Source organism: Streptomyces coeruleorubidus (genome assembly GCF_028885415.1).
Lineage (GTDB): Bacteria > Actinomycetota > Actinomycetes > Streptomycetales > Streptomycetaceae > Streptomyces > Streptomyces coeruleorubidus_A.
The window spans coordinates 3074218-3096781 of the sequence record NZ_CP118527.1 but is presented as its reverse complement, the minus strand read 5'-3'; the positions used below and the strand labels follow the sequence as shown (position 1 = coordinate 3096781).

Genomic DNA, 22564 nt, shown 5'->3' with positions numbered 1-22564 from the left:
TTTCGAGCTGGTGTTCCTCAAGGGCGCCGGGCCGTGCCCGCGGTGGGTCAGGCCACCGGGGTCCGGGCGTGGGCCGCGGCGACGGCGTGCGGGTCGGTGAAGACGCGCGGGTCGTCCCACAGCAGCTGGATGCCGTGGGCCCAGTGGTCCTCCTCGGCGTCGGCCTCCTCGCGCAGGGCCAGGATCCGGCGGGGGAGTTCGGCGGGCGGTACGGCCGTGAGGCAGGCGTCGAGCGCGTCGAGGAAGGCCTTGCCGGTGCAGCCGTCCGCTCCGGAGCAGTCCTCCTGCCCCGAACCGCAGCCGTCGCGCGACCACACGATCACCGGGGCCGGCGCGGTGAGCGAGATGTCGAACTGCGGCCGGGTGCGGGAGGCGGCCGGGGCGGTGCCGAACCCGGCGAGGCAGGCGTCGGGCCGCCGCAGCCGCATCCGCAGCCGCCCGGGCTCCTCCGGGCCGCCGCACTCCACGCGGTGCATCCGCGCGCCCGGCAAGGAGTCCAAGCGCTTCCAGGCCCGGGTCAGGACATGCCGGGTGCTGGCCTTGCGCCGGGCGTGGTCGGTGACGACCAGCGGGTAGACGCAGCCGAGCGGCGTGGCGTCGTCGGGCGCGCTCTCCCAGCGGTCGACGGGCCAGTCCAGCCAGTCCCGGGGCAGCGCGAAGGCGACCAACTCGTCGGCGCCGGGCGTCAGATACCGGAAGGCCGCCTCGATACGGTCCTGGACGTAGGCGCGCAGCCGGTGCTGCTCGACCGTGCCGGAGTCCACCGGGTGCCGCCGCCCCTCGCTGTACGCGGACACCTCGACGCGGACCAGGCCGTCGCCCGCCCCGCTGTGCCCGAGCTCGACGAGGATGGGCGACCAGTCGGGCGCCGACGGCTCCGCGGCCGGGGTGTGCAGCAGTGCCTCAAGGCGGTCGGCGAACCGGGACACCGTCCGCGCGGCGCCCGGGCCGTCCAGTTCGCACAGCACGAACAGGGCCGCCGACCACAGCGAGTCGAACCCCTCCTCGGGCGGCGGCGGATCGAACGGGTCGGCCGCCGCCGTGTAGAGCCGTACCGGGTCGCAGTCCACGCCCGCGCGGGCCGCCTTCTCGACCAGGGCACGCAACCGGGCCCGGTCGGCGGTGGTGTGGTCCGAGGTGGGGACCAGGCCCTGGAGCGCGGGCCAGTACCGGGCCATGACCTGGGTGGGCATCATCCGGCCGGTGCGCACGTCCCGGCTGCCGGCCGCCGCGGTGACCATGCCGACGACCTCGCCGGTGTCGGCCAGGGTGACGGCGGCCCCGCTGAAGCCGGGGGCCAGGGGCTGGCCGCCCGGGTGCCAGGCCTCCAGCTGGATCCACTCCCGTTTGATCAACTGGGGTGCGGTGACGCGGTATTCGGCGAGGGTGCCCTCGTCGAAGCCGGCCGGGAAGCCGTAGACGACGAGCTTGCGCGGTGTGGTGCCGTGCGCGGCGTCGACCGGGGCCAGGGCGGCCGGGGCGATGGGCACCTCCCGGTCGAGTTCCAGCACGGCGAGGTCGCCGAGGTCCGTGCTGGAACCGGTCCAGCCGCCGTGGGCCACCACCCGGGCGGGCACGGGCGGGGAGCCGGGCCGCTCCGTGAAGCTGACGGCCAGGCCTTCGCCGTCGCCCACGACGTGGGCGCACGTCAGTACCGTGCCGGGCGCGACCAGGAACCCCGCTCCGGCCACCCGGCCCCGTAACTCGATCCGGGCGTGCCACTCGGCGCTGTTCATGAGACGGGGCTTGCCTCCGGGCCGGCCGGGGACCAGGTCAGTCTGACCACCAGGTGGCCCTCGGCGGTGCCCTTGGCGATGAACGCGCCCGTCTCGGCGGACAGTTTGACCCCGAACTCGATCTCCACGCCGTCCGGCTTCAGGGACCCGTCGCGGAACACCCGCAGCGCGGACTCCGCGGCGGCCCGGACCCCGTCCAGGGCGCCCTCGAACGTGCGGGTCGCCTGGACCGTACCGTCGCCTCTGGAGACCAGGCGGGAGCCGGACCGCTCCTCCGCCGCCTCGACCGTGACCACCGCACCGTCACCGGTTCTGAACTCGACCAACCCGTCCACGGCACCCCCGTCGTCCTTGCGTTGGGCATTCTCGTTGTGACGGACGGTACTTGATGATGTGAGGGGTAGCCACCGGGAACTCACGGTCCGACGGTCCCCCGGATCACCCCCAGCTCCACCAGATCCTGCGGCCGGATGCGGAGCTGGTCCGCCGTCGCCTCCACCTCGCGCGGCGGCCGCTTGAGGATGGCCGCCGCGAGCTCCGGCGCGATCACCGAGAAGTAACTGTCCGGGGTGGCCCAGGTGTTGCCGGGCGCGGCCAGCGCCAGCGCGCCGCCGGAGCCGCCCTCACCGATCACCAGCGTGGTCACCGGGGTGCGGGCGCCCGCCACGGCCCCGAACAGGTCCGCGATCGCGGCGCCCGCGCCCTGCCGCTCCGCCTCCGCGTCGCTGGCGGCGCCCGGGGTGTCCACGAGGGTCAGCACCGGGATGCCCAGCCGGTCCGCGAGGCGGACCAGACGGGCGGCGGTGCGGTAGCCGGCGGGGCGGGTCGCGGTCCCGGTCTGCGCGGCGTACGCGACCGTACGGCCCTCGTGCGTGCCGAAGCCGCACAGCATGCCGTCCGGGTCCGTGCCGCCGCAGCGGTCGCCGCTGATCGCGGCCCGGTCGGAGAAGTAGGCGTCCAAGTAGGCGGCGGCGCGCGGGCGTCGGGGTGAGCGGGCGCGCCGGACGGCGTCCCAGCCGGTGGCGGGCAGGCCCGCGTCGGCGCCGAGCGGTTCGGGCGGCGGCGCCGGCGTGGTGGACGAGCACGTCAGCAGCCGCAGCCACCGGCCCAGCGTCTCCCGCAGCTCCTGTGGCCGTACGACCGCGTCCGCCGCCCCCGCCACGACCTGCGCCTCGGCCGTGTACGCCGCCGGATCCGCGTCCGCCGGGCGTACCCGGGAGCCGGCGAAGCCGACCTGGGCCCCGGGCAGCGCGAGGACCACGTCGGCGCCCGCGCCCAGGGTGGCCCAGCCGCCCCCGGTGGTCGGATCACGCAACACGGCGATCTGCGCGAGCCCCGCCTCCCCGGTGAGCGCCGACTCGCGGGCCACGCGCTGGAGTTGGCTCAGGGCGAGCATGCCCTCCTGCATCCGGCTGCCACCGGTGGCGACCAGCGGCACGACCGGGAGGCGGTGTTCACGGGCGTAGGTGTACACCGCCTCCAGCCGGTCGCCGGTGCGCTCCCCCAGGGAACCGCCGAGGAAGCCGAACTCGAACGCGATCAGCACGGCCCGGGTGCCGCCGACGCGGGCGGCGCCGCAGACCACCGACTCCTGCTCGCCGGTGCGTTCGGCGGCACGGGCGCGGGCGGCGTCGTAGCCGGGCCAGGCGAGCGGGCCGTCCGGCTGGGACTCCCTTATGGGGACGGGCAGTTCGGTGAAGGTGGAGTCGTCGGCGAGGGCGTCGACGACCGCGCGGGCACTGAGGCGCGCGGTCGCGGAGAGACGCTCAGCCATGGGGCAGCGCCCGCTTCATGATCTTCCCCATGTCGTTGCGGGGCAGGGCGTCGAGGTGGTGGACGACCCGCGGGCGCTTGTGCGGGGCGAGACGCCTGGCCACGTGATCCGCCAACTCCTCCAGCGACGGCGGTGACTGGGGCTCCGCCGGGACGATCCACGCCACGATCCGCTCGCCGAGGTCGGGGTCCGGCTCCCCGGTGACGGCGGCCTCCCGCACCCCCGGGTGTTCCAGGAGCGCGTTCTCGATCTCACCCGCCCCGATCTTGTAACCACCGCTCTTGATCAGGTCGGTGGCCTTGCGGCCGACGATCCGGACATAGCCGTCGGGATCGCGCACCGCCATGTCGCCGGTGCGGAACCAGCCGTCGGCGGTGAAGGCGGCGGCGGTCGCGTCGGGCCGGTTGAGGTACTCGGTGAACAGGTTCGGGCCGCGCACCTGGATCTCGCCGACGGTCTCACCGTCCGACGCCGTGACCTCCGAGCCGTCCTCCTCGACGAGCCGCAGCTCCACGCCCGGCAGCGGCACACCGACCGTGCCCGGGCGGGCCTCGCCGTCGGCCCGGACGCTGGTGTTCATCAGCGTCTCCGTCATGCCGTACCGCTCGATCACCCGCCGCCCGGTCGCCGTCGCGATCCTGCCGTGGTCGTGCACGGGCAGCGCGGCGGAACCGGACACCAGCAGCCGCGCCCCGGTCAGCGCCTTCACCAGCTCCGGGTCGCCGGTCACCGCCTCCGCGATCCGGTGGTACATCGTCGGCACGCCGAACAGCATGGTCGCCCCGGCGTTCAGCTCCCGGGCGACGCCCTGCGTCGTGAAACGGCCCAGGTGCCGCACCGAGCCGCCGCGCCGCAGCGGGCCGAGGGTGCCCAGGACCAGGCCGTGCACATGGAACAGCGGCAGTCCGTGGACGAGTACGTCGTCGCCGGTCCACTGCCACGCGTCGGCCAGCGCGTCCAGGGTCGAGGCGATCGCCCGGCGCGGGATGACCGCGCCCTTGGGCGGGCCGGTGGTGCCGGAGGTGTAGACGATCAGCGCCGGGTCCTCGTCGTCCGCGTGGTCCTCGGGGACCGGGCCGGTGCCGTGCACGTCGACGTCCAGGCGGGGCAGGTCCCGTACGGGGGCGGGGAGTTGGTCGTCCGGGGCCGTCAGCACCAGGTCGGGCGCGCTGTCGGAGAGGATGTGCCCGAGCTCCTTCTCGCCCGACTTCGGGTTGAGCGGCACGGCGGGCACGCCGGCCAGCAGCGCGGCGACGACGGCGACGGCGGTCTCCATGGTGGGCGTCGCCCAGACGGCGACCCGCGTGGCCTCGCCGATGCGGCCCGTGAGTGCGCCGGCCGCGGCGGCGAGCTGCGCGTAGGTCAGGGAGCGCTCGCCGAAGCGGAGGGCGGGGCGGTCGGCCGGGGCTTCGGTCAGGGCCGGGAAGAGGGGGGTCACGCGTCACATCTCCTTAGCTGTTGCCTGCGGTTGTCCGTGGGCGGCAGGGCTGTCTATCCCCATCCGGGCACGACCATCACGAGCCACGCCGCCGCCGGTACGACCGCCACCACGATCCCTCCGTACACCATCAGCTGCCGGAAGAAACGCTCGCGGTCCACGTCCGGGGCGGCGGCCAGGACCAGTGCGCCGTTCGTGGAGAACGGGCTCACGTCCACGACGGTCGCCGACACGGCGAGTGCGGCGACCATGCCGACCGCGCCGATCTCGCCCCGTTCCAGGAACGGCACGGCCAGGGGGATCAGGGCGCCCATGATGCCCACGGAGGAGGCGAAGGCCGAGACGAGTGCGCCGATGTAGCAGAGCAGGACCGCGGCGAGCAGGGGCACTCCGATGTTGCCTACGCCCTCGCCCGCCCAGGTGATGGTGCCCATCTCGTCGAGGACGCCGACGTAGGTGAGGACGCCGCAGATGAGGAGGACGGTCGGCCAGGCGATTTCGCCTACGGCCTTGCGGCTGTCTTCCGGCCAGGTGGTGCTGAGGATGACGGCGAGGGTGATGGCGGTGAGGCCGGCGTCGAGGTCGAAGACGAGGACGGCGACCACTAGGGCCAGGAGGGAGGTGAGGGTGGCTATGCGGGGCGGGGTGAGGTTGGTCGATTCCGTGCTCGGCGTAGTTGCTGGGGTTGGGTGGGTGCGCAGCCCGGCGGAGCGGGGTGCCGCTGCGCCCACCCGTGCCGCCCCAGCGGCACGACTGCCCGCAGCTATGTGCCCCCGCAGTTTCATGCCCCCGCACACCACGAACACCACCCCCGCGATCACCAAGTTCGCCGCGAGGGACGACAGGAACAGGACCACCTCGTTGCCGGGGAGGTTCTCGCGTTCGACGATGCCGTTGACGATCGAGCCGTAGATGCTGATCGGGGAGAAGCCGCCGGCCTGGGCGCCGTGGACCACCATCGCGCCCATCAGCAACGGGCTGATCCCGTACCGGGCGGCGAAGCTCAGCGCGATCGGGGCGACGATCGCCACCGCGGCCGGGCTGACCGCGCCGATCGCCGTGAGCGCGCCGGTCAGCGCGAACATCACCCAGGGGATGAGCGCCACCCGCCCCCGCACGAGCCGGACGGCGGCGTGCACCAGCCAGTCGGTGGTGCCGTTGGCGCGGGCGATCGCGAAGAGGTACGTGACGCCGACCAGGACGACGAACAGGTCGCCGGGGAAGCCGGCGAAGATGCCGTCCGCGTCGAGACCGGCGACGAGCCCGCCGACCCCGAAGGCGGCGGCGAAGGCGAGCGCGCCCATGTTGACGGAACGGGTGGTGGCGATGACGAACACCACGACGAGGACGAGGATCGAGATGAGTTCGGGGGACATACGGGCTCCCGTCTTTGGGCCCCGGAGCGGCTGGGAACACCCAGGAGAGTGGCCGAGTGGCTGAGCCACTTGAGGTGCGTTGGCTGAACAGCGTGGGTGCGGCCCGGGTGTCCGTCAAGGGGTCGCGCGCGAATTGGTTCAGCCACTCGGCCAGTGAGGGGCGCCGGTGTTACGCTCCCGGCGAGAGGGGGACCCGTGACCGACGCCCTGCGCCCCATGACGAAACAGCGCCTCTACGAACAGGTGCTGGAGCGGCTGCGCCAGTACGTCGCCGAGGGGGGCCTGCGCGCCGGCGACCGGCTGCCGCCCGAGCGGGATCTGGCCCAGCGCCTCGGGGTGAGCCGCGCCTCGGTGAAGCAGGCGATCGTGGTGCTGGAGGTCCAGGGCCTGGTGGAGGCCCGGCACGGCGGGGGCACGTACCTCGTACGGGACAGCCTGGACACCGAGCCGGTCGAGCGGATGGTGGAACGCCGCCGGCGCCTGCCCGACGTACTGGAGGCGCGGGAGGCGCTGGAGACGAAGCTCGCCGAACTGGCGGCGGAGCGGCGCTCGGGGGCGGATCTGGCCGCGATGCGCTCGGCGCTCGCGCACATGTCGGAGGAGATCGCGGCGGGCGGTCACGGCGTCGAGGGCGACCGGCTGTTCCACGCGGCCGTGACGGCGGCGGCCCACAGCGCTCTGCTCGCGGAGTTCATGCGCTCCATCGCCGAGCAGATCGCCGAGAGCCGCACCGAGTCCCTCCGCCAGCCGGGCCGCCCGTCCCGCTCCCTCTCCCAGCACCAGGCCATCCTCGACGCGATCGCCGCACAGCAGCCCCGCCAGGCGGCCACGGCCATGCGGCGCCACGTCCGTACGGTGGCGAAGGTGCGGTTGCTGGACTGGGAGCCGGGCGAGGAGGGGTAGCGCGGGCCGGGGTGCCAGGCGGCCCCGGTGGTACCGGGCGCCACGAACCGCCGGTGTGCCACCTCGGCCGGCATCGCGTCGTACTGCTCGGGCGTCACCCCGGCCCAGCACAAGGGGTCACGGCCCGTGGTCCTGGGCCGTCCGGGTCATGCCGCCACGACGTCCGCCACCACACAGCTGACGTTGTCCGGCCCGCCGGCCTCGTTCGCCGCGCCGACCAGGGCCTGGACCGTCTCGTCGGGGGCGGCGGGGGAGGTGAGGAGTTCCCGGATCCGGTCCTCGGGGACGACGCCTGACAGGCCGTCGGAGCACAGCAGATAGCGGTCGCCCGGGTGGGCGTCGTGCAGGCGGAGGTCCGGGATCGTAGGGGTGCCGTCGCCCGTCAGGGCCTTCAGGAGGAAGGATCGCTGGGGGTGGGAGACGGCCTCCTCGGGCGTCAGACGCCCCTCGTCGATCATCGACTGGACGACCGTGTGGTCGTGGGTGATGAGGAACAGTTCGCCGTCGCGCAGCAGATAGGCGCGGGAGTCGCCGATGTGCACCAGGGCCAGCCGCGAGCCCGTCCACAGCAGGGCGGTCAGGGTCGTGCCGATGTCGTCGGTGCCGTCGGCCACGTCCCGTACGGCCTGCGCCGCGCCCCGTACCGCGTCCTCCAGGAGGTTGAGGACCCCGCCGGCCGGGATCTCGTCCGTGTCCAGGAAGCGCAGTGCCTCCACGGCGGCGCTGCTCGCGGGTGCGCCCGCGGGTCCGAAGCCGTCGGCGACGGCGAGCAGTCGGGTGCCCGCGTACGCCGTGTCCTGGTTGGCGGGACGGACGCGACCGGTCTCCGAGTGGGCTGAGTAACGCAGTTCCAGCATGGCGGTGTCCTTTCCGGACTCATCCGAGTCCGCTGTCAGGTGATCGACCAGGAACGCGGCGAGGTCCCGCCGTACCGCCGTCTCCGCCTCGACACGCGCCCAGTAGGCGCGGATCTCCCGGGCGGCGGCCGTGGAGTCGCGGTCGTGGAGCCGGCACACCTCGCGGATCTCGGCCAGCGGCATGCCCAGCCGCCGCAGCCACGCCACCAGCCGGGCCTGCTCCAGCTGCCCGACGGCGTAGTACCGGTATCCGGTGTCCGGGTCCACCCGGGCGGGCCGCAGCAGGTCCAGCTCGTCGTACAGGCGCAGTGCCTTCGGCGAGAGCCGGCACGCCTTCGCGAACGTGCCGATCGTCAGCATGTCCCGGTGCACCTCGCCACCTCCTTCCGGTTCCGCCACCGATGCTGGGGCTTCACCGAAGGTGAAGGTCAAGCGGGCTGTTCTGGTTCCGGAGCGGTTGTTAGCCTGCCGGTCGATCATCCGATCAGACGAAGAGGGAGCCCTTTGTGCCCCGTATCGCACTCGTCACCTACGACTCCGGTCCCGAGCCCAGCAAGGACCAGGACCTTCCGCTGCTGGTACGGGCGCTGCGGGACGCCGGTGCCGAGGCCGTCGCTGTGCCCTGGGACGCTCCCGGCGTCGACTGGGGCGGCTTCGACCTCGCTCTGATCCGGTCGACGTGGGACTACAGCTGGCGGGCGGAGGAGTTCGCGGCGTGGGTGGCGCGGTGCGGAACGCTGACGCGGCTCGCCAATCCGCCCGCGGTCGTGCGGTGGAACACGGACAAGCGGTACCTCGGGGATCTGGCGGCTGCCGGCGTGCCCGTCGTCCCCACCCGGTACATAGCGCCCGGCGAGCCCGCCGACCTCCCTGATCACCACGAGTACGTCGTCAAGCCCACCTCCGGCGCCGGCGCCCGTTTCGCCGCTCTCTACACCCACGACGAGCACGAAACGGCCGTGCGACAGCTGAAGCGGATGCACGCCGAGGGTTTCACGGCGATGGTGCAGCCGTACGTGCGCAGCATCGACTCCGCCGGCGAGCGGGCCCTGCAGTTCTTCGGCGGACGCCTGCTGCACGCCAGCCGCAAGGGCGCGGTCCTCGCGCCGGGCACACCGTACGACGCCGACAAGGTCGCCCACCCCGACCCGAGGCCCTGGCAGCCGACCGCCGCCGAACTCGACGTCGCCGAGCGGGCACTGGCCGCGATCCCCGGGCAGCCGGAGCTGCTGTACGCGCGCGTGGACCTCGTCACCGGGCCTGACGGGGAGCCGTGCGTGATGGAGCTGGAGCTGATCGAGCCGAACCTGTTCCTGTGGCTGCACCCGGAGTCCGTGCCGCGGGTGGTCGAGGCGGTCCTGGCCGCCGCCCGCTGACCGGGGCTTTTGCGGCAGAACGCAACACCCTGGATGCTCACGCTCTCCTCAGAGAAGCTCAAGGAGCGAAGGGGCGCGAGGAATCGCGCCGCGACTCGGGGGAGTGCGCACCACCATGAGGCGAGCGATCAGTTCCGCATGCACGTCCGAGAAGTACGCGTCCACCCTCGCCGACGGCACGGACGACTACGCCTTCGACAGGTTCTCCACCGGATACGTCGCGGACAACAGGATCAGCTCCCACCGATGGGTGGACCAGGACGCCTGCGCCTCGTTCATGCGCTGACCGACCTCGAACCGCCCATCGCCCGTCGGTCATCCGGCCGACGGGCCATGGCCTCGACCAGGAGTTCCCGATGCCCATCGACATCCGGCCCAGATCGGCCTGGGCCCCGTACGCCGCCGCCACCGTGACGGGAGGCCTGCTCATCTCCCGGAAGGCATCGGCGGATTTCAACGGCGACTACACCAAGGCGACCCAGGAGCTGATCGACGAGGTGGGAGCCCCACCGAAACCGACGCCCCATCGTGAGTGGTCCCCCTGGAAAGGGGGCGTGTTCCTTCACCACCGCGGCGGCGGCTCCTCGGGGCTCGACACGGAGGAGGAATGCGCCGAGGACGTGGCCGACGCCTGGTCGGACATGTACGGCAAGGCCGACGAGGACATCGGCTACAACTACTTCGTCTGCCCGCACGGAAAGATATACGAGGGACGCGGCCTCGAACGGGGAGAGGCCAACGGCGGCGACGCCCCCGCTCAGGGAAACGTGCCCAAGGGGCATGTCTGGGTCCCGGAGCACGGCGCGGTCGGCCGGAACGCCGCCTTCTACTCGATCTGCGGCCTCCTCCGGTCCGAGGACGAGCCGACATCCGCGATGCGCACCTCGATCAGGGGCCTGATCGAGTATCTGCGGTCGGAGGTTCCGGCCGGCGGGAAGGCCGGCCCCCACATGTTCCCGCACTCCAAGGGATACGCCACGGAATGCCCCGGCAGCCTCCTGCCCTACGCGCACACCGGTTCCCCGATGGACCCCGGGGTTCCCGCCGCGGGTACGCCCAAGCAGCTGCAGATCATCTCCCGTGCCCAGTGGGGAGCACGTCCGCCCCGCGACGAGGTGAAGGTCCCGCTCTCGCAGCGCACCGCCTTCACCGTCCACTATTCCGCGGGGCCGGCCGGCCAGTCACCCAGGGCGATCCAGAACTACCACATGGATTCGAACGGCTGGTGGGACATCGGCTACCACTTCCTCGTCGACAGGCAGGGCCGCATCTTCGAAGGGCGCGGCTGGGCCAACGAGGGCGCGCACGCCCAGGGTTACAACACCACGCACTTCGGAGTCTGTTTCATCGGCCGGGACGGCGATGCCACCACGGCTGCGAAGAACTCCATCCGGAGCCTCTTCTTCGCCGCCCGGGAAAAGACCGGCAAGCCACTCACCTCGACCTATCACGGCGCGCTCGACTCGACCCAGTGCCCGGGCGCGGAGCTCCGCGCCTGGACACAGAACGGGCTGCCGGGAACCACGTATCCCATCGTGGGCGGTGAACCGGTCTACGACGGCGATCCCCCGGACGACGGCTCCAGCGGCGGGCTGACGACGGTGCGGTCCATCGCAGCTCAGCAGCGAGCCGTCAACGGGCTCGGTCACAGCCCGCCCCTGACCGTGGACGGCCTCTTCGGCCCGCTCACCGACGCCGGTGTCCGCTGGCTCCAGGGCAAGGTCGGTGTGGCCGCCGACGGCCTGTGGGGGCCGCGCACCGAGGCGGCGTACGTGGCCCACATCGGTGCGGGCGGCAGCGGAGGCGGGTCGGCCACGATCCGTTCCATCGCCTCGCAGCAGCACGCGGTGAACGCACTCGGCTACACCCCGCCCCTCGACGTGGACGGCGAGTTCGGTCCGCTCACCGACGCCGGGGTGCGCTGGCTGCAGGGCAAGGTGGGAGTCGAGGCGGACGGGCTCTGGGGGCCCGCCACCGAGGCGGCCTACGCCGGCTATGCCGATGGTGAACAGCTCGACGTGGACGGGAACTTCGGGCCCGCCACCATCGCCGCGACGCAGCGGGCGATCGGCGTCACCGCCGACGGCGCCTGGGGGCCCGGGTCCAAGCGCGCCCTGCAAGAGCACCTCAACACCTGGGCCGGCGCCGTCCTGATCGTGGACGGCGACATCGGTACGGACACGGTGAAGGCGCTTCAGGGCCACCTCGACAAGATGATCGGCGCCGACCTGATCGTGGACGGCGACTGGGGCACCGCCACCACCAAGGCCCTCCAGACCGCCCTCAACCAGGGGAGGTTCTGACCGCGGGCCGGAGCGCCTCAGCCCTGAGCGCCGGTGACGGCCACCCGCTGCAACAGCCCCCACGTGAACTCCGCGACGACCTCCCACCGCACCCCCTGCGCGTCCGGCGCGGTGAACGCCAGTCCCCAGCGGGTCGGGGCCGAGCCCTCCAGGGGACGGGCGGGGGCGAAGGCGCGGGCCGCCTCGTCGACCGTGCAGGACCAGGGGGTGAGGTCGTCGAGCGTGCGCAGGCCGGGTCCCTCGGCACCCGGGGCACGGACCAGCCACTCGTTCCACACCGCGCCGTTCGGGGCGGTCAGGACCTCGAAGCGCAGGCCGGGCCAGAGGGGGACGGGCCAGAGCCAGGACTCGCAGTCCAGGTCGCCGATCCGGCGGGCGGTACGGGACTCGGGTTCGCCCAGCACCGAGCGGTAGCGGGAGAGGGGCGAGCGGGACCGCGGGGAGCGGACCATCGCCTGCCAGCGCTTGTTGGCCTCGCGCATGTCCGCGAGGGACACCCCCAGCTCGTGGCGGGCGTCCTCCACCAGGCCGGGGTTGTGGTCGGCCATGCGGCGCAGCAGCACCAGCTGGAAATCGAGCGGTGTGAAGGGGCTAGCGGGGCGCTTTCCGGAGGGCATGGGAACCATCGTCGCCCACCGGCGCGGTGCCCGGCCGGCGGCCGTCCGGGAGGAAGAGGACCGAGTTGACGTAGCGGGGGCCCCGCAGGGCGTTGTACGGCAGGACGCGGCGCAGCAGGCCGTGCGAGACGACGTAGGAGGCGTCCGCCTGGTGGTCCTCCAGGGGGAACTTCGCCAGCGGCACCCACCTGTCGCCGGGCAGCACCCAGCCCTCGTAGCCCAGCAGGGACAGGTACGTCACCACCGGGGTGATCGGCTGGATGCGGGACTCCAGCTCCACGAACAGGGCCGGGCGGTCGCGGGCCAGCAGGCCCGTCGCGCCCCGCAGGACCGCCGGCTCGTTGCCGTCCACGTCGATCTTGATGAAGCCGACGTTCCGCAGGCCCAGCTCGTCCAGCGTGACGCACGGGACGTCCAGTGCCCGGCCGTGGATGTCACGCCGGACCAGCGACGACACGCCCCGGTCGCCCGAGTCGTCCGACGGCAGCCACAGGCGGGCGATGCCCGGGCGGTCCGAGGCCGCTGCCCGGATCACCCGTACGTTCGGCGGGACGGCGGCGGCCAGCAGGCGGGCCAGATGGGGCACCGGTTCGATCGTCACGACGTGATCGGCCAGGCCGGACAGCCGGTGCGTCCACGGCCCGTACCAGCCGCCGACGTCCACCGCCGTACCGCAGTCCGGCGGGCACAGCTCGGCGAGCCGGGCCAGCTCCGGTTCGAACCGGGGATAGAGCGCCCGGGCCGTCGCGGCCACCAGGCGGGTGGGCAGGAAGGGAGCGAGGCGGGCTGCCAGGCTGGTCATGGGGTCATCCTCTGGAGAAGTTCCTCGTGCTCGTCGTCCGAGACCTGCTCACCCGAGGACGGCAACAACTGCGGAATGCCGTCGACGATCGGATAGCGGCGGCGCAGCCGCGGGTTGTACAGCGCCTCCTCCTGCTCGGCCTCCTCGGCCAGCAGATGCAGCGGGCCCTTGTCGAGCGGGCACGCCAGGATCTTCAGCAGCGGGTCGTCGGGCTTCATGGGGATGCCAACTCCTTGGCTGGTGCGGGGGGTTGGGGAGCCGGGTCGTGCTTCGGCATGGTCAGCAGCACGGCGACCGCCAGGGCCGTGCCCGCCACCCGCAGCGCGAGCCGCAGCGGCTCGTCCGGCAGGGCCTCGCCGAACGACAGCGTGCCGAGCACCGCCGTGAACAGGGACGTCACGGTCGTGCACACCGGCACGATCAGCGAGGCCCGGCAGCGCTGGAGCGCCGCCTGCGACATCACCAGGCCGAACACGCCGGTGAACAGCAGCAGATACGGATACGGGGAGCTCAGCAGGTCCAGCACCGCACCGCCGATCCCGCTGGTCGTCAGGTGGCTCGACACGCCCTTGATGGCCAGCGAACTGACGCCGTACAGCAGCCCCACGGCCACGCCGTACTCGACGCCGGTCGTCGGCCGCCGGTGCCGGTTGCGGGCCCGCCGCTCGGCGGAGCCGTACAGCCACAGCCCGGCCGCCAGCGACGGCACGCACACCAGCAGGATCAACGGGTACGGCGCGTCCTGGCTGACGGTGTCCGAGCCCTCGCGCAGCGACAGCACCACCATCAGCAGCGCGAGCAGGATCGCACCCAGCGCGTACCGCTCCCGGCCGCTCGTCTCCTCCCCGAGCAGCCGGGCCGACAGCAGCACGAGCAGCACCAGGCCGGAGACGAAGATGCCCTGCGCGGCGGCGATCGGGAGGGTGCGGTAGACGACGAGCTGCGCGGCGAAACCGGCGGCCAGGGCGAGGGAACCGCCGATCCACAGGGGGCTGCCGAGGACGAGGCGCAACAGCCGGGCCGGCTGCCGGATCGTCACCTCGGGCAGGGAGGTGAGCGCCCGTTTCTCCAGCACGAAGCCCAGGCTGTACAGGGTGTTCGCCAGCAGGGCCGCGGCCACTCCCCACCACATGGGCTACGTCCTCCTGGCGTGCAGCAGCAGGATCGACGCGAGCTGCGGCCGGGCGCAGGCCAGCCGGTCCAGCGGCCGCAGCGGGCGCGGTACGCCGTGGAAGGGAGCGCCTTCGAGCGTCACGACCGTGAACCCGGACGCGGCGACGAACTCCCGCAGCGCGCGGGCGGTGTAGAGGCGCAGATGTCCTACGACCTCCCGGCCCGGGCGGCCGTGGATGCCGCGCAGGCTGACCTCCGAGAAGACCGGCTGGACGCCGGCGAGCAGCAACGCGCGGTTGTACCAGGCGGCCAGGTTCGGCGTGGACAGCATCAGATGCCCGCCGGGCCGCAGGATCCTGCGGATCTCGTCGAGCGCCGCGTCCGGGTCGACGAGATGCTCGATCACCTCGCTGAACAGCACGGCGTCGGCCGACTCCGGCGCGAACGGCAGCCCGCCGCCGGTGAGTTCGCCGCGGACCGCGTACGGGATGCGGGTGCGGGCGCGCCTGAGGGCGTCCTGGGACCAGTCAACGCCGATGACGCGGTGGCCGGGCAGGAAGGGCGCGGCGGTGGCGGCGGCCGTGCCGTCGCCGCAGCCGATGTCGAGGACTGTCTGTGCGTGACCGGTGGTGGCCGGTCCGAGGGCCGCGGCCAGCATGCGGGCCTGGCGGACGCTGCGCGGGGTGCCGGAGGCGACGGGGACGGCCGGGTTCTCGTAGAAGTCACGCAACTCAGGGGGCCGGGCGGGGACGCTCGTCACGGGGTCACCTCCGTGGTGTGCAGATAGTGCTCGAACAGGTCGCGGAGGTGGGCGCCGTCGCCGTGGCTGAGCAGGGCCCGGGACCAGCGCAGGGCCAGGTGGAGGCGGCCGGCGGTGGAGGCGGTGGTCACGGTGAGGCCGCGCGGCATCCGGGCCGGCGCCGAGAACCAGACCGCGTGCGCGCGGCCCGTCTCCTCCCCGAAGTCCAGGGGGTACGGGATGCGGCCGATGTTGCTGAGCAGGGTGGTCGACGTCCAGGGCGCGGCGGCCCGGCGCAGGGCGCGGGTGAGGGCGGCGCGGGCGGCGACGGGGGCCCAGGGCGCGGTGAGGAGGGCGGCGCCGTGGCCCAGTTGGGGGCGGGGGAGGGCCTTCAGCGTCCGGGTGCGCTCCGCGGTGCGCCGGAGCAGGGCGGACATGTCCGGGTGGTCCAACTCGGCCGGGGCGAAGGGGACTTCCACCAGGCGGGTGCCGTTGCCGATGGGCATCGTGGTGTCGCGGGGGCGGTCGTCCACGGGCATGGTGATGCGGAGGGGGCGGATGGGGGTCCCCCCGCTCGAGCGAAGCCGAGAGTGGGGGAGGGTGCCGTGTTCCCTGTTCCAGTGGGCGATGGTCAGGGCCGTGGTGACCATGAGCTGGTCGTTGACGGTGTAGGGGGAGCCCTTGGGGCGGTGGGGGAGGGGGAGCTCGGTGACGAGCATGCCGTTGCCGGGGGAGGGGTCGGGGGTGCCTGGCGCCACCCGTGCGGGGGGTGACCAGGTGGTGGGGGTGTCCGAGGGTTCATGCCGGGGCTCTGCGGGGCGGACCGGGGGTGCCGCCGGTGCGTTGTCCCTCCCTCCGTAGAGTTCGGCGGCCGTGGCCAGGATGCGGAGGCAGGCCGGGCCGTCGAGGGCGGTGTGGTTGATGGTGAGGAAGAGGACCGAGTCCACCACTTCGAGCCGTATCGGCGGGGACACCGACAGCGGTGGCGCCTCCGTCAGGGCCCGCGTCCTGGCGTCCTGCAGCGCCCGCGGCCCCGGAGGGGCGAAGGTCACCACCTCCACATCGGGCTCCGGCGTCAGCTCCCACTCGTAGCGCCGCCGGTACCACGGCCCTTTCGCCTCCCGCATCAGGATCCGTGGATGCCGGTGCAGTGCCTCCGTGAACGCCTTGCGCAGGCGGGTCCGGTCGACGGGGCCGGGGAGGTGGACCTCGATGTGGACCGTTTCCGGTTCCTGCTCCTGGAGGCAGTGCCGGGACACCTCGTCCACCACCGGGAACGGGATGCGTACCGGTGCCGTCATGCGGGCTCGCCCTTCCCCGTGTCCGTGGTCCTGGGCAACTGCCGGGTCGGTGCCTCCGAGGACGAGGGCCCCTCGCGCAGGCTCACCAGGCCCGCGAACAAGCCGATCAACGCCAGCAGTTGGGCCGTACGGCCGAACGCTCCCTCGCCCGCGCCCACCGGTTCCCCGGCCCCGATCGCGGCAACCACCCCCGCTCCCGCCAGCGCCACGAACGCGATCGGCACCAGCAGCGCGTGCCGCCTGGCCGCGAGCAACGCCAGAACCGGGACCAGCAGCGCGAGCCAGCCCGCGATCACCGCCCCGACCAGCGTCAGCGCCACCGTGCCGAGCCACAGGCCGGGCAGCGGCGGGGCCGGTTGCGGTGCGTCGGGGTTGGGGGCGTTGCGGCGCCAGAGCGCCAGGCCCAGCAGCACCGCGATACCGACGCCGCTGCCGATCAGCCCGGCGTCGTACGTGGTGGCCGGTTCGTAGGACAGCTTGACCGTGCCGCCCGCCCCGGCCGGGATCCGCCAGCCCTGCTGCCAGCCGTCCAGCCGCAGCGGGGCGAGTTCCTTGCCGTCGAGGGTGGCCTTCCAGCCGTCGTTGTAGTTCTCGTACGTCGTCAGGTAGGAGGCCGCGCCCGAGCCGACCGCCACTTCGCGCCGGTCGCCCAGCCAGTCCCTCACCCGCAGCTCACGCCCGGCCACGGCGGCCTCCGGGACCGTCCCGCGGGTCAGGGTCACGTCCGTGAGCGCGAGCGGGCCCGCGTCGCCGCCCTCCAGACGGTGGTCACCCGAGGACAGCCGCACCTCGGCGTCGCCCCGGCCCTCCTGGCAGAGCGTCACCTCCACGCCCCGCCGCTCCACCAGGTCCCGCACCGTGCCCTTCGCGCTCGTCTGGTACAGCTCGCCGTCCAGCGCCACGTCGGGGCCCTTGCCGCACGGCAGGGAGAACTTGCGGGTGCCGTCCGGCTGCGGGGTGCGGTACTGGTCGAGGGAGGGGATGTACGCCTCCGTGAGGCCCACCGGGAGGCGCAGCTTCTCGTCGGCGACCGGGTTGTGCAGGGTCAGCGGGGCGGTCTCGGTGACCGTGATGTCGAGCCGGTCCGTGGTGATCGGCGGGAAGCGGACCCAGCCGTTCTCGTCGACGCCGGCGATCGTCGCGCCGTCCGGGGAGCTGATGTGCACCTGGGAGGCGCGGGTGGACAGGCCGCCCGCGGGGGCCAGGACGAGTTCGCCGACCGGCTGCTTGCCCTCCCAGCTCAGGTGGATCGTCGGCCGGTCGCCCGCGATCCACGCCGTCGTCAGGTCGCCGTCGGTGAGGTTGCGTGCTGCGAGGCCCGCGCCGAGGCTCGCCGTGGAGTCGGCGGTGGCGACGATCCGGGACTGCTGCTCGGGCGCGACCTCGTACAGCAGCCGGTCGAGTTCCTCGCCCGGCACCGGCACCGCGCTCGCCGTCACCTCGTACGTCCCGGCGGCCGGTGTCGTGAAGCGGCGGTGCAGGCCGGCCTCGGTGCCGGTCGCGGAGAGGCCGGTCGGGTCCAAGGCCCGGTGCAGGGAGACGAGTGTGGCGTCCGATGTCGCGTCGTCCGCGTCCGTCGGGAGCCGCAGCAGCCGCGTCACCTGCACGTCCGGCAGGTCGATCTCGGAGAAGCCCGCGCCGGTGAGCCCGGCCCGGCGCTCCACCGAGTCCACGATCGTCAGCTTCATCCACCGCGTGCCGCCCTCGGGCGCCTTGACGCTCTGCGCCATGCCGTTCGGCCGGAGGAAGCTCGTCCGCGCGCCCTTCTCCGTCTCCACCCGCACCTTCGTCGCCGCCGCCCGCACGCTCTCCTGCGGCAGCGGCGTGACCTTGAAGGAGGACGGCATGTCGTAGGAGCCGGTGAAGCCGATGCGCAGCCACTGCCCGTCCGGCGTGTCCGGCGAGCCCTCCGTCCACGCGGTGTCCGGGTTGCCGTCGAAGGCGTTCACCGGGTCGAACTGCGGCAGGTGGAAGAGCCAGTTGCCGTACGAGGAGGCCGTCACCGAGCGGGCGCCGCGCAGTTCGGCCACCGTCTGGCGCTCCGCGCCCTCGGTCGGCAGGATCTGGCGCGGCTTCTCGCCCGGGTCCTGCTGGGCGTCGGGCGCGTTGCGCTCGTCGCGGGTGTACGTGTACGACGTACCGGCGTTGACCACGCCGAACCGGGTGTCGGCGCGCCGCATCCCGTCGCCCACCACCTGCACCGCAGGGGTGCCGAGCCCCGGGTGGTTGTCGCCGGTCAGGACGGTCGCCCGCCCGCGCAGCCGGGACGCCAGCGGCAGCAGCGCCTCCGGGCCGCCGGACACCACGGCCGTGTCGGAGACCGGCATGAGTCCCGCCTGCCCGGGCCGGAGCACGTCGTCCCCGGCGGGCCGGTAGATCTCCACCGCCCGCTGCCGCGGATACAGCCCCTCGACCTGGAGCGGGGCGTCCTGCGCGATCCGGCCGCCGGTCATGACCGGCCCCAGCCCCGTCACCCGCTCGTACCCCGACTGTTCGAGGGTGCGCTTGACGGTCGTGGTCGGCACATGGCCGATCTGGTCCGGGTCGAGATCATTGCGTACGACGACGTAGTACAGCCCGGCCCGGCTCAAGTAGTCGGCGAGACCGGGGACTTCGGCACCGGACAGCAGTGCCTGCTCGACGGCGTCCATGGCGCGCCGGTTGCCGGGCGTGCCGAAGGGGACGTAGTCGCGCTGCGCCCACCGCGTTTCGGCGAGCACGTCGAGCGGCTGGTCGATGGGCGAGCCCCAGGTGTAGACGCCGTGGGCGGTCGCCGGGACGACCAGGGCGCGCGAGTCGGGCGAGTACTTCTCCAGCCAGTCGGCCGTGGCCTGCCAGTAGGTGGGGAGCTTCTGGAAGGAACCCGGGTTGAGGATCGAGCCGTTGAGGTACGGCCACAGCAGCCCCGGCAGGATCAGCACCGCCGCGACCAGGGGGGCGAAGCGCCGGCCGCGCACCGGGCGGGCCCCGCGCGGCTCGGCGGCCACACCCACCAGATGGGCCAGGCCCAGCACGAACGCCAGCGCCAGGCCCGTCTGGAACTTGTAGATGTTCCGGAACGGCGACAGCCACCCGTCCAGCCAGCCCTGCGCGACCCCGTGGAACGGCGCCCCGAACGCCCCGCCGTACCCGGCGAGCAGCACCAGCGCCGCGACGAGCACCGTCAGCACGAGCCACCGCCGCTCGGGCATGTCACGCCGGGCGAGCCCGGCGAGACCGAGCCCGGCCGCGAGCGCCGAGCACACGATCACGACGACGGAGGAGGCCACGGCCCACCCCGCGGGCAGCCACGCCTCACCGAAGTGCAGATAGGCGACCCAGTTCCCGGCGCCGCGCAGCGCCTCGGTCGCCGACATGGTGTCCGTCGTCGTCTGGGACGTCTCTATATAGGGCAGGAAGTTCTCGCCGTAGACCCCGAGCAGCAGCAGCGGCACCCACCACCAGGCCGTCACGACGATCACGGCCGGAGCCCACCAGGCGATCAGCTTGCGCTGCCGTGGCCCGGGCGGCCGGGACAGCAGATACAGCCCGACCGGCAGCAGGGACGCCAGCGTCGCCGAGGCGTTCACGCCGCCCATGAACGGCACCAGCAGCGCCGAGCGCAGGGCCGCGACCCGGGCGGCGTACCGCTCGTTCGTCAGCGGCAGCAGCACCCACGGCAGGAACGCGCCGGGCAGGGCGGCAGCCGACGTGGAACCGATGACGGTGGTGAACACCGGCCACAGCGCATACGCGACGGCCCCCAGCAGCCGGGAGGCACCACTGCCCACCCGCAACCGCTCGGCCAGCCGCAGCGCACCCCAGAAGGCGACGGACACGATCAGCGACATCCACAGCCGCTCCGCCAGCCACACCGGCAGTTGGACGAGGTCGCACAGCCAGTAGAACGGCAGCATCGGCCACAGATAGCCGACGTACTGGTCCTGGATCCCGCCGAATCCGGCCCGGTCGTGCCACAACTGCCCCAGGTCGGCGAGGAACTGACCCGGGTCGACCGTCACACCGAGCTTGGTGTCGAAGGTCTGCCGTCCCGGTCGCACCGCCAGGAACAGCACGAACACCACGGCCCAGAAACCCAGCAGCCAGCGCCGCGACCGCGGGCCCTCGGGCGGACCCGCCGCGGTCGCGGTGGTGGGGACGGCTGCCGGTGGAGGAGCCTGGACCGTGGTTGTCATGTGGGGCACCGCCGCAGGATGAGGAGAAGGTTCCAGGTGGCGAACTCGCGGATGCCGGGCGCCTTGACGACGGCCTCCGCGAGGAACGGCCAGTAGCGGGAGCGCGCCGAGACGACCGTGACGTCGTCCCGGGCACGCACCTGCCGCAGGGTGGATCCGATGTGCACCGCGAACAGGTTCTCGCCGAGCGTGTGCTTGGCGGGCCTGCCGGTCCGCCGCAGATAGCGGGCCCGGGCCCGCTCGGCACCGAAGTAGTGCCACGGGGCCCACTCGTGCCCGCCCCACGGCGACAGCCAGTTGGTGAACGACACGTAGATCAGCCCGCCGGGCCGCGTCACCCTGGCCAGCTCACTCAGGAACGTCTCCGGGTCGGCCACGTGCTCCAGCACGTTGGAGGAGAACGTGACGTCCGCGACGCCGTCCCGCAGGGGCAGCAGGTATCCGTCGGCGACGACGGCGGAGTCGGGCGGTTTCTCGCCCAGCTCGGCCATGTCCGGCTCGAACAGGTAGGCCTGAGCCCCGCGTCGCCGGAACTCTTCGGTGAAGTAACCGCTGCCGCCGCCTACGTCCAGGACGGTACGCCCGGCGACGGGCCCGTCGTAGGACTCGACTTGGTCGACGGCGTCCCGGGCGAGCAGCGAGTAGCAGCTCTCGGGATCGTCCTGTTCATGGAGAAAGGCGCGGAACAGGGCAAGAGACCGTCGTAAGGAGGGGTCGTTTCCATAGGGGCGCGGGGCTGTGACCTGTGCGGCTCCGCCGCGTGCGCGCTTGGGCGGTATCACGGGGCCCAGCCCCTCACCGCCTCCGCGGCCACCGCCCGAAACTGCCGCACGGTCCGGTCCCACCGGAACTGCGCCGCCCGCTCCCGAGCAGCCTTCCCCATCAACTCCCGCCGCGACCCGGACAGGCCGAGCGCACACCACGCAGCGGCGAACGAAGACTCACCGCGCGCGAGAACCCCGGTCTCACCATCCACCACGGAGTCCTTGAGCCCCGGCACATCGAACGCCACGGCCGGCGTCTCCCGCGCCGCGGCCTCCGTCACGACCAGACCCCATCCCTCCACCGCCGAGGGATGCAGCAACAACCAGGCCGCGCACAACAGCCGATGCTTCTCCGCCTCCGTCACGTACCCGGTGAACTCCACACCAGGACCGGCAAGTTGCTCCAGTCTTCCTCGCTCGGGGCCGTCCCCGACGATGACCAGCCGCCCGCCGGTGACGGGCCGCACCCGCTCCCACAACCGCAGCAGCAGATCGATCCGCTTGTACTCGACAAGCCGGCCGACGGCGACGAACAACGGCTCGGGGGAGCGCTCGGCCCGCGGCCCCGGCTCCTCGACCCCGTTGTGCACGACCCGGATCCGGTCCCGCTCGACGCCGATCGCGCGCAGCGCGTGGGCGGTGGAGGAGGAGACCGCGACCAGCAGACTCCGCTGCTGAGCCCCGGTCAGGGCCCAGTGTTCGAGTCTTCGGCCGATCCGCGCGGCCGGTGCCAGCGGCCCGCCGAAGCGCATCTTCCACAGGTCGGTATGGACGTGGTTGACCAGGCACAGCGTGGGCCCGGAATGCCACAGCGGCGCCAGGTACGGCATGCCGTTGCACACCTCGACCAGCAGGTCGCAGTCGCCGACCTGGCGGGCGAAGGCCGACCGGGCGCGCAGGTAGTGCCCGTACGGGCCGCCCGCCGACACGACCCGGTAGTCCCGGAAGGCCGCGGGGCCCCCGCACAGCAGGGTCACCTGGTGGCCGAGCCGGGTCAGGCCGTCGGCGAGCTTGTCGACCAGCAGCTCGGAGCCGCCGGCGGACGGGTTGTCCAGATCGCGATGGGCTAGGAAGACGATCCGGCGCGGATGTGGGGGAAGCGCCGGAAGGTGCTGCGGCGCGCTGGGGGACGCGGCACGCAGCTGGGACGGCACGTGCTGGGGCATGGGTGCTCCAACTCGTCTCGGGGTGCGGAACTCAGCGTGGGGGCAGGTCCGGCTCTGGGGGGTTTTGCTGTGGGGGGCCTGAGCCCTTCCTGGGAGGGGAGTGTGGACGGGTTGTGCTCGGGTG

19 protein-coding genes are annotated in these 22564 nt (G+C 73.1%); 4 read left to right on the top strand and 15 right to left on the bottom strand.

The window, feature by feature from the left end:
* Positions 1-47: 47 nt before the first annotated feature.
* The 5 genes from PV963_RS14360 to PV963_RS14340 all read right to left on the bottom strand — a co-directional run bounded on the left by PV963_RS14360 (position 48) and on the right by PV963_RS14340 (position 6324).
* The gene (locus tag PV963_RS14360; protein ID WP_274816079.1) at positions 48-1736 is read right to left on the bottom strand and encodes a trypsin-like peptidase domain-containing protein; all 1689 of its coding nucleotides are present in this window, start codon (positions 1734-1736) and stop codon (positions 48-50) included.
* Positions 1733-2071, bottom strand: a complete 339-nt coding sequence (locus PV963_RS14355; protein ID WP_086846968.1) for a CU044_2847 family protein — start codon at positions 2069-2071, stop codon at positions 1733-1735. The genes PV963_RS14360 and PV963_RS14355 overlap by 4 nt, the downstream gene beginning before the upstream one ends.
* Before the next feature lie 80 nt (positions 2072-2151).
* Positions 2152-3510 (bottom strand): carboxyl transferase domain-containing protein, encoded by a 1359-nt coding sequence (locus tag PV963_RS14350; protein WP_274816076.1) that lies wholly within the window; start codon positions 3508-3510, stop codon positions 2152-2154.
* The gene (locus tag PV963_RS14345) at positions 3503-4948 is read right to left on the bottom strand and encodes an acyl-CoA synthetase (RefSeq protein WP_274816074.1); all 1446 of its coding nucleotides are present in this window, start codon (positions 4946-4948) and stop codon (positions 3503-3505) included. The genes PV963_RS14350 and PV963_RS14345 overlap by 8 nt, the downstream gene beginning before the upstream one ends.
* A gap of 53 nt (positions 4949-5001) precedes the next feature.
* On the bottom strand, positions 5002-6324 hold the full coding sequence (locus PV963_RS14340; protein WP_274816073.1) for an SLC13 family permease: 1323 nt from the start codon (positions 6322-6324) through the stop codon (positions 5002-5004).
* A 195-nt stretch (positions 6325-6519) separates the two neighbouring features.
* On the opposite strand from PV963_RS14340, the gene PV963_RS14335 reads away from it, so the two are divergent.
* Entirely contained in the window at positions 6520-7227 is a 708-nt protein-coding gene (locus PV963_RS14335) for a FadR/GntR family transcriptional regulator (RefSeq protein WP_274816071.1), read from the top strand.
* Positions 7228-7373: 146 nt separating this feature from the next.
* Here PV963_RS14335 and PV963_RS14330 read toward each other — a convergent pair whose 3' ends face one another.
* On the bottom strand, positions 7374-8444 hold the full coding sequence (locus PV963_RS14330; protein ID WP_274822022.1) for a MerR family transcriptional regulator: 1071 nt from the start codon (positions 8442-8444) through the stop codon (positions 7374-7376).
* 146 nt (positions 8445-8590) lie between these two features.
* On the opposite strand from PV963_RS14330, the gene PV963_RS14325 reads away from it, so the two are divergent.
* From PV963_RS14325 to PV963_RS14315, 3 genes are all read left to right on the top strand, one after another.
* Positions 8591-9460, top strand: coding sequence for an ATP-grasp domain-containing protein (locus PV963_RS14325; RefSeq protein WP_274816070.1), 870 nt, complete (start codon positions 8591-8593; stop codon positions 9458-9460).
* Between the two features lie 115 nt (positions 9461-9575).
* Positions 9576-9746, top strand: coding sequence for a hypothetical protein (locus PV963_RS14320; RefSeq protein WP_274816069.1), 171 nt, complete (start codon positions 9576-9578; stop codon positions 9744-9746).
* 70 nt (positions 9747-9816) lie between these two features.
* Positions 9817-11763: a peptidoglycan recognition protein family protein gene (locus PV963_RS14315; protein ID WP_274816068.1), complete on the top strand. Its 1947-nt coding sequence runs from the start codon at positions 9817-9819 to the stop codon at positions 11761-11763.
* Between the two features lie 17 nt (positions 11764-11780).
* On the opposite strand, the gene PV963_RS14310 is transcribed toward PV963_RS14315, so the two are convergent.
* From PV963_RS14310 to PV963_RS14270, 9 genes are read right to left on the bottom strand one after another with little or no spacing between them, the layout of a single operon-like run.
* Positions 11781-12389, bottom strand: a complete 609-nt coding sequence (locus PV963_RS14310) for a hypothetical protein (RefSeq protein WP_274816066.1) — start codon at positions 12387-12389, stop codon at positions 11781-11783.
* Positions 12355-13182 carry an FkbM family methyltransferase gene (locus tag PV963_RS14305; protein ID WP_274816065.1) on the bottom strand — a complete coding sequence of 276 codons (828 nt, stop codon included), beginning with the start codon at positions 13180-13182 and terminating at the stop codon, positions 12355-12357. The genes PV963_RS14310 and PV963_RS14305 overlap by 35 nt, the downstream gene beginning before the upstream one ends.
* On the bottom strand, positions 13179-13400 hold the full coding sequence (locus PV963_RS14300; RefSeq protein ID WP_274816064.1) for a Trm112 family protein: 222 nt from the start codon (positions 13398-13400) through the stop codon (positions 13179-13181). The genes PV963_RS14305 and PV963_RS14300 overlap by 4 nt, the downstream gene beginning before the upstream one ends.
* Positions 13397-14302 carry a hypothetical protein gene (locus PV963_RS14295; protein WP_274822021.1) on the bottom strand — a complete coding sequence of 302 codons (906 nt, stop codon included), beginning with the start codon at positions 14300-14302 and terminating at the stop codon, positions 13397-13399. Before PV963_RS14295 ends, PV963_RS14300 begins: the two co-directional genes overlap by 4 nt.
* A gap of 15 nt (positions 14303-14317) precedes the next feature.
* Positions 14318-15055, bottom strand: a complete 738-nt coding sequence (locus PV963_RS14290; protein ID WP_274816063.1) for a class I SAM-dependent methyltransferase — start codon at positions 15053-15055, stop codon at positions 14318-14320.
* On the bottom strand, positions 15052-16335 hold the full coding sequence (locus PV963_RS14285; RefSeq protein WP_274816062.1) for a condensation protein: 1284 nt from the start codon (positions 16333-16335) through the stop codon (positions 15052-15054). Before PV963_RS14285 ends, PV963_RS14290 begins: the two co-directional genes overlap by 4 nt.
* Positions 16332-20510: an alpha-(1->3)-arabinofuranosyltransferase gene (locus PV963_RS14280; RefSeq protein WP_274816061.1), complete on the bottom strand. Its 4179-nt coding sequence runs from the start codon at positions 20508-20510 to the stop codon at positions 16332-16334. The genes PV963_RS14285 and PV963_RS14280 overlap by 4 nt, the downstream gene beginning before the upstream one ends.
* Complete coding sequence (locus PV963_RS14275; RefSeq protein ID WP_425541019.1) at positions 20507-21289, bottom strand: class I SAM-dependent methyltransferase; 783 nt, start codon at positions 21287-21289, stop codon at positions 20507-20509. Before PV963_RS14275 ends, PV963_RS14280 begins: the two co-directional genes overlap by 4 nt.
* Complete coding sequence (locus PV963_RS14270) at positions 21289-22440, bottom strand: glycosyltransferase family 4 protein (RefSeq protein ID WP_274816060.1); 1152 nt, start codon at positions 22438-22440, stop codon at positions 21289-21291. Before PV963_RS14270 ends, PV963_RS14275 begins: the two co-directional genes overlap by 1 nt.
* Positions 22441-22564 lie beyond the last annotated feature (124 nt).

Coding starts and splice junctions, on each gene's coding strand:
- PV963_RS14360 (WP_274816079.1), bottom strand. CDS start 1,736: ATGAACAGCGCCGAGTGGCACGCCCGGATCGAGTTACGGGGCCGGGTG.
- PV963_RS14350 (WP_274816076.1), bottom strand. CDS start 3,510: ATGGCTGAGCGTCTCTCCGCGACCGCGCGCCTCAGTGCCCGCGCGGTC.
- PV963_RS14340 (WP_274816073.1), bottom strand. CDS start 6,324: ATGTCCCCCGAACTCATCTCGATCCTCGTCCTCGTCGTGGTGTTCGTC.
- PV963_RS14330 (WP_274822022.1), bottom strand. CDS start 8,444: ATGCTGACGATCGGCACGTTCGCGAAGGCGTGCCGGCTCTCGCCGAAG.
- PV963_RS14320 (WP_274816069.1), top strand. CDS start 9,576: ATGAGGCGAGCGATCAGTTCCGCATGCACGTCCGAGAAGTACGCGTCC.
- PV963_RS14315 (WP_274816068.1), top strand. CDS start 9,817: ATGCCCATCGACATCCGGCCCAGATCGGCCTGGGCCCCGTACGCCGCC.
- PV963_RS14310 (WP_274816066.1), bottom strand. CDS start 12,389: ATGGTTCCCATGCCCTCCGGAAAGCGCCCCGCTAGCCCCTTCACACCG.
- PV963_RS14305 (WP_274816065.1), bottom strand. CDS start 13,182: ATGACCAGCCTGGCAGCCCGCCTCGCTCCCTTCCTGCCCACCCGCCTG.
- PV963_RS14300 (WP_274816064.1), bottom strand. CDS start 13,400: ATGAAGCCCGACGACCCGCTGCTGAAGATCCTGGCGTGCCCGCTCGAC.
- PV963_RS14285 (WP_274816062.1), bottom strand. CDS start 16,335: ATGACGGCACCGGTACGCATCCCGTTCCCGGTGGTGGACGAGGTGTCC.
- PV963_RS14280 (WP_274816061.1), bottom strand. CDS start 20,510: ATGACAACCACGGTCCAGGCTCCTCCACCGGCAGCCGTCCCCACCACC.
- PV963_RS14270 (WP_274816060.1), bottom strand. CDS start 22,440: ATGCCCCAGCACGTGCCGTCCCAGCTGCGTGCCGCGTCCCCCAGCGCG.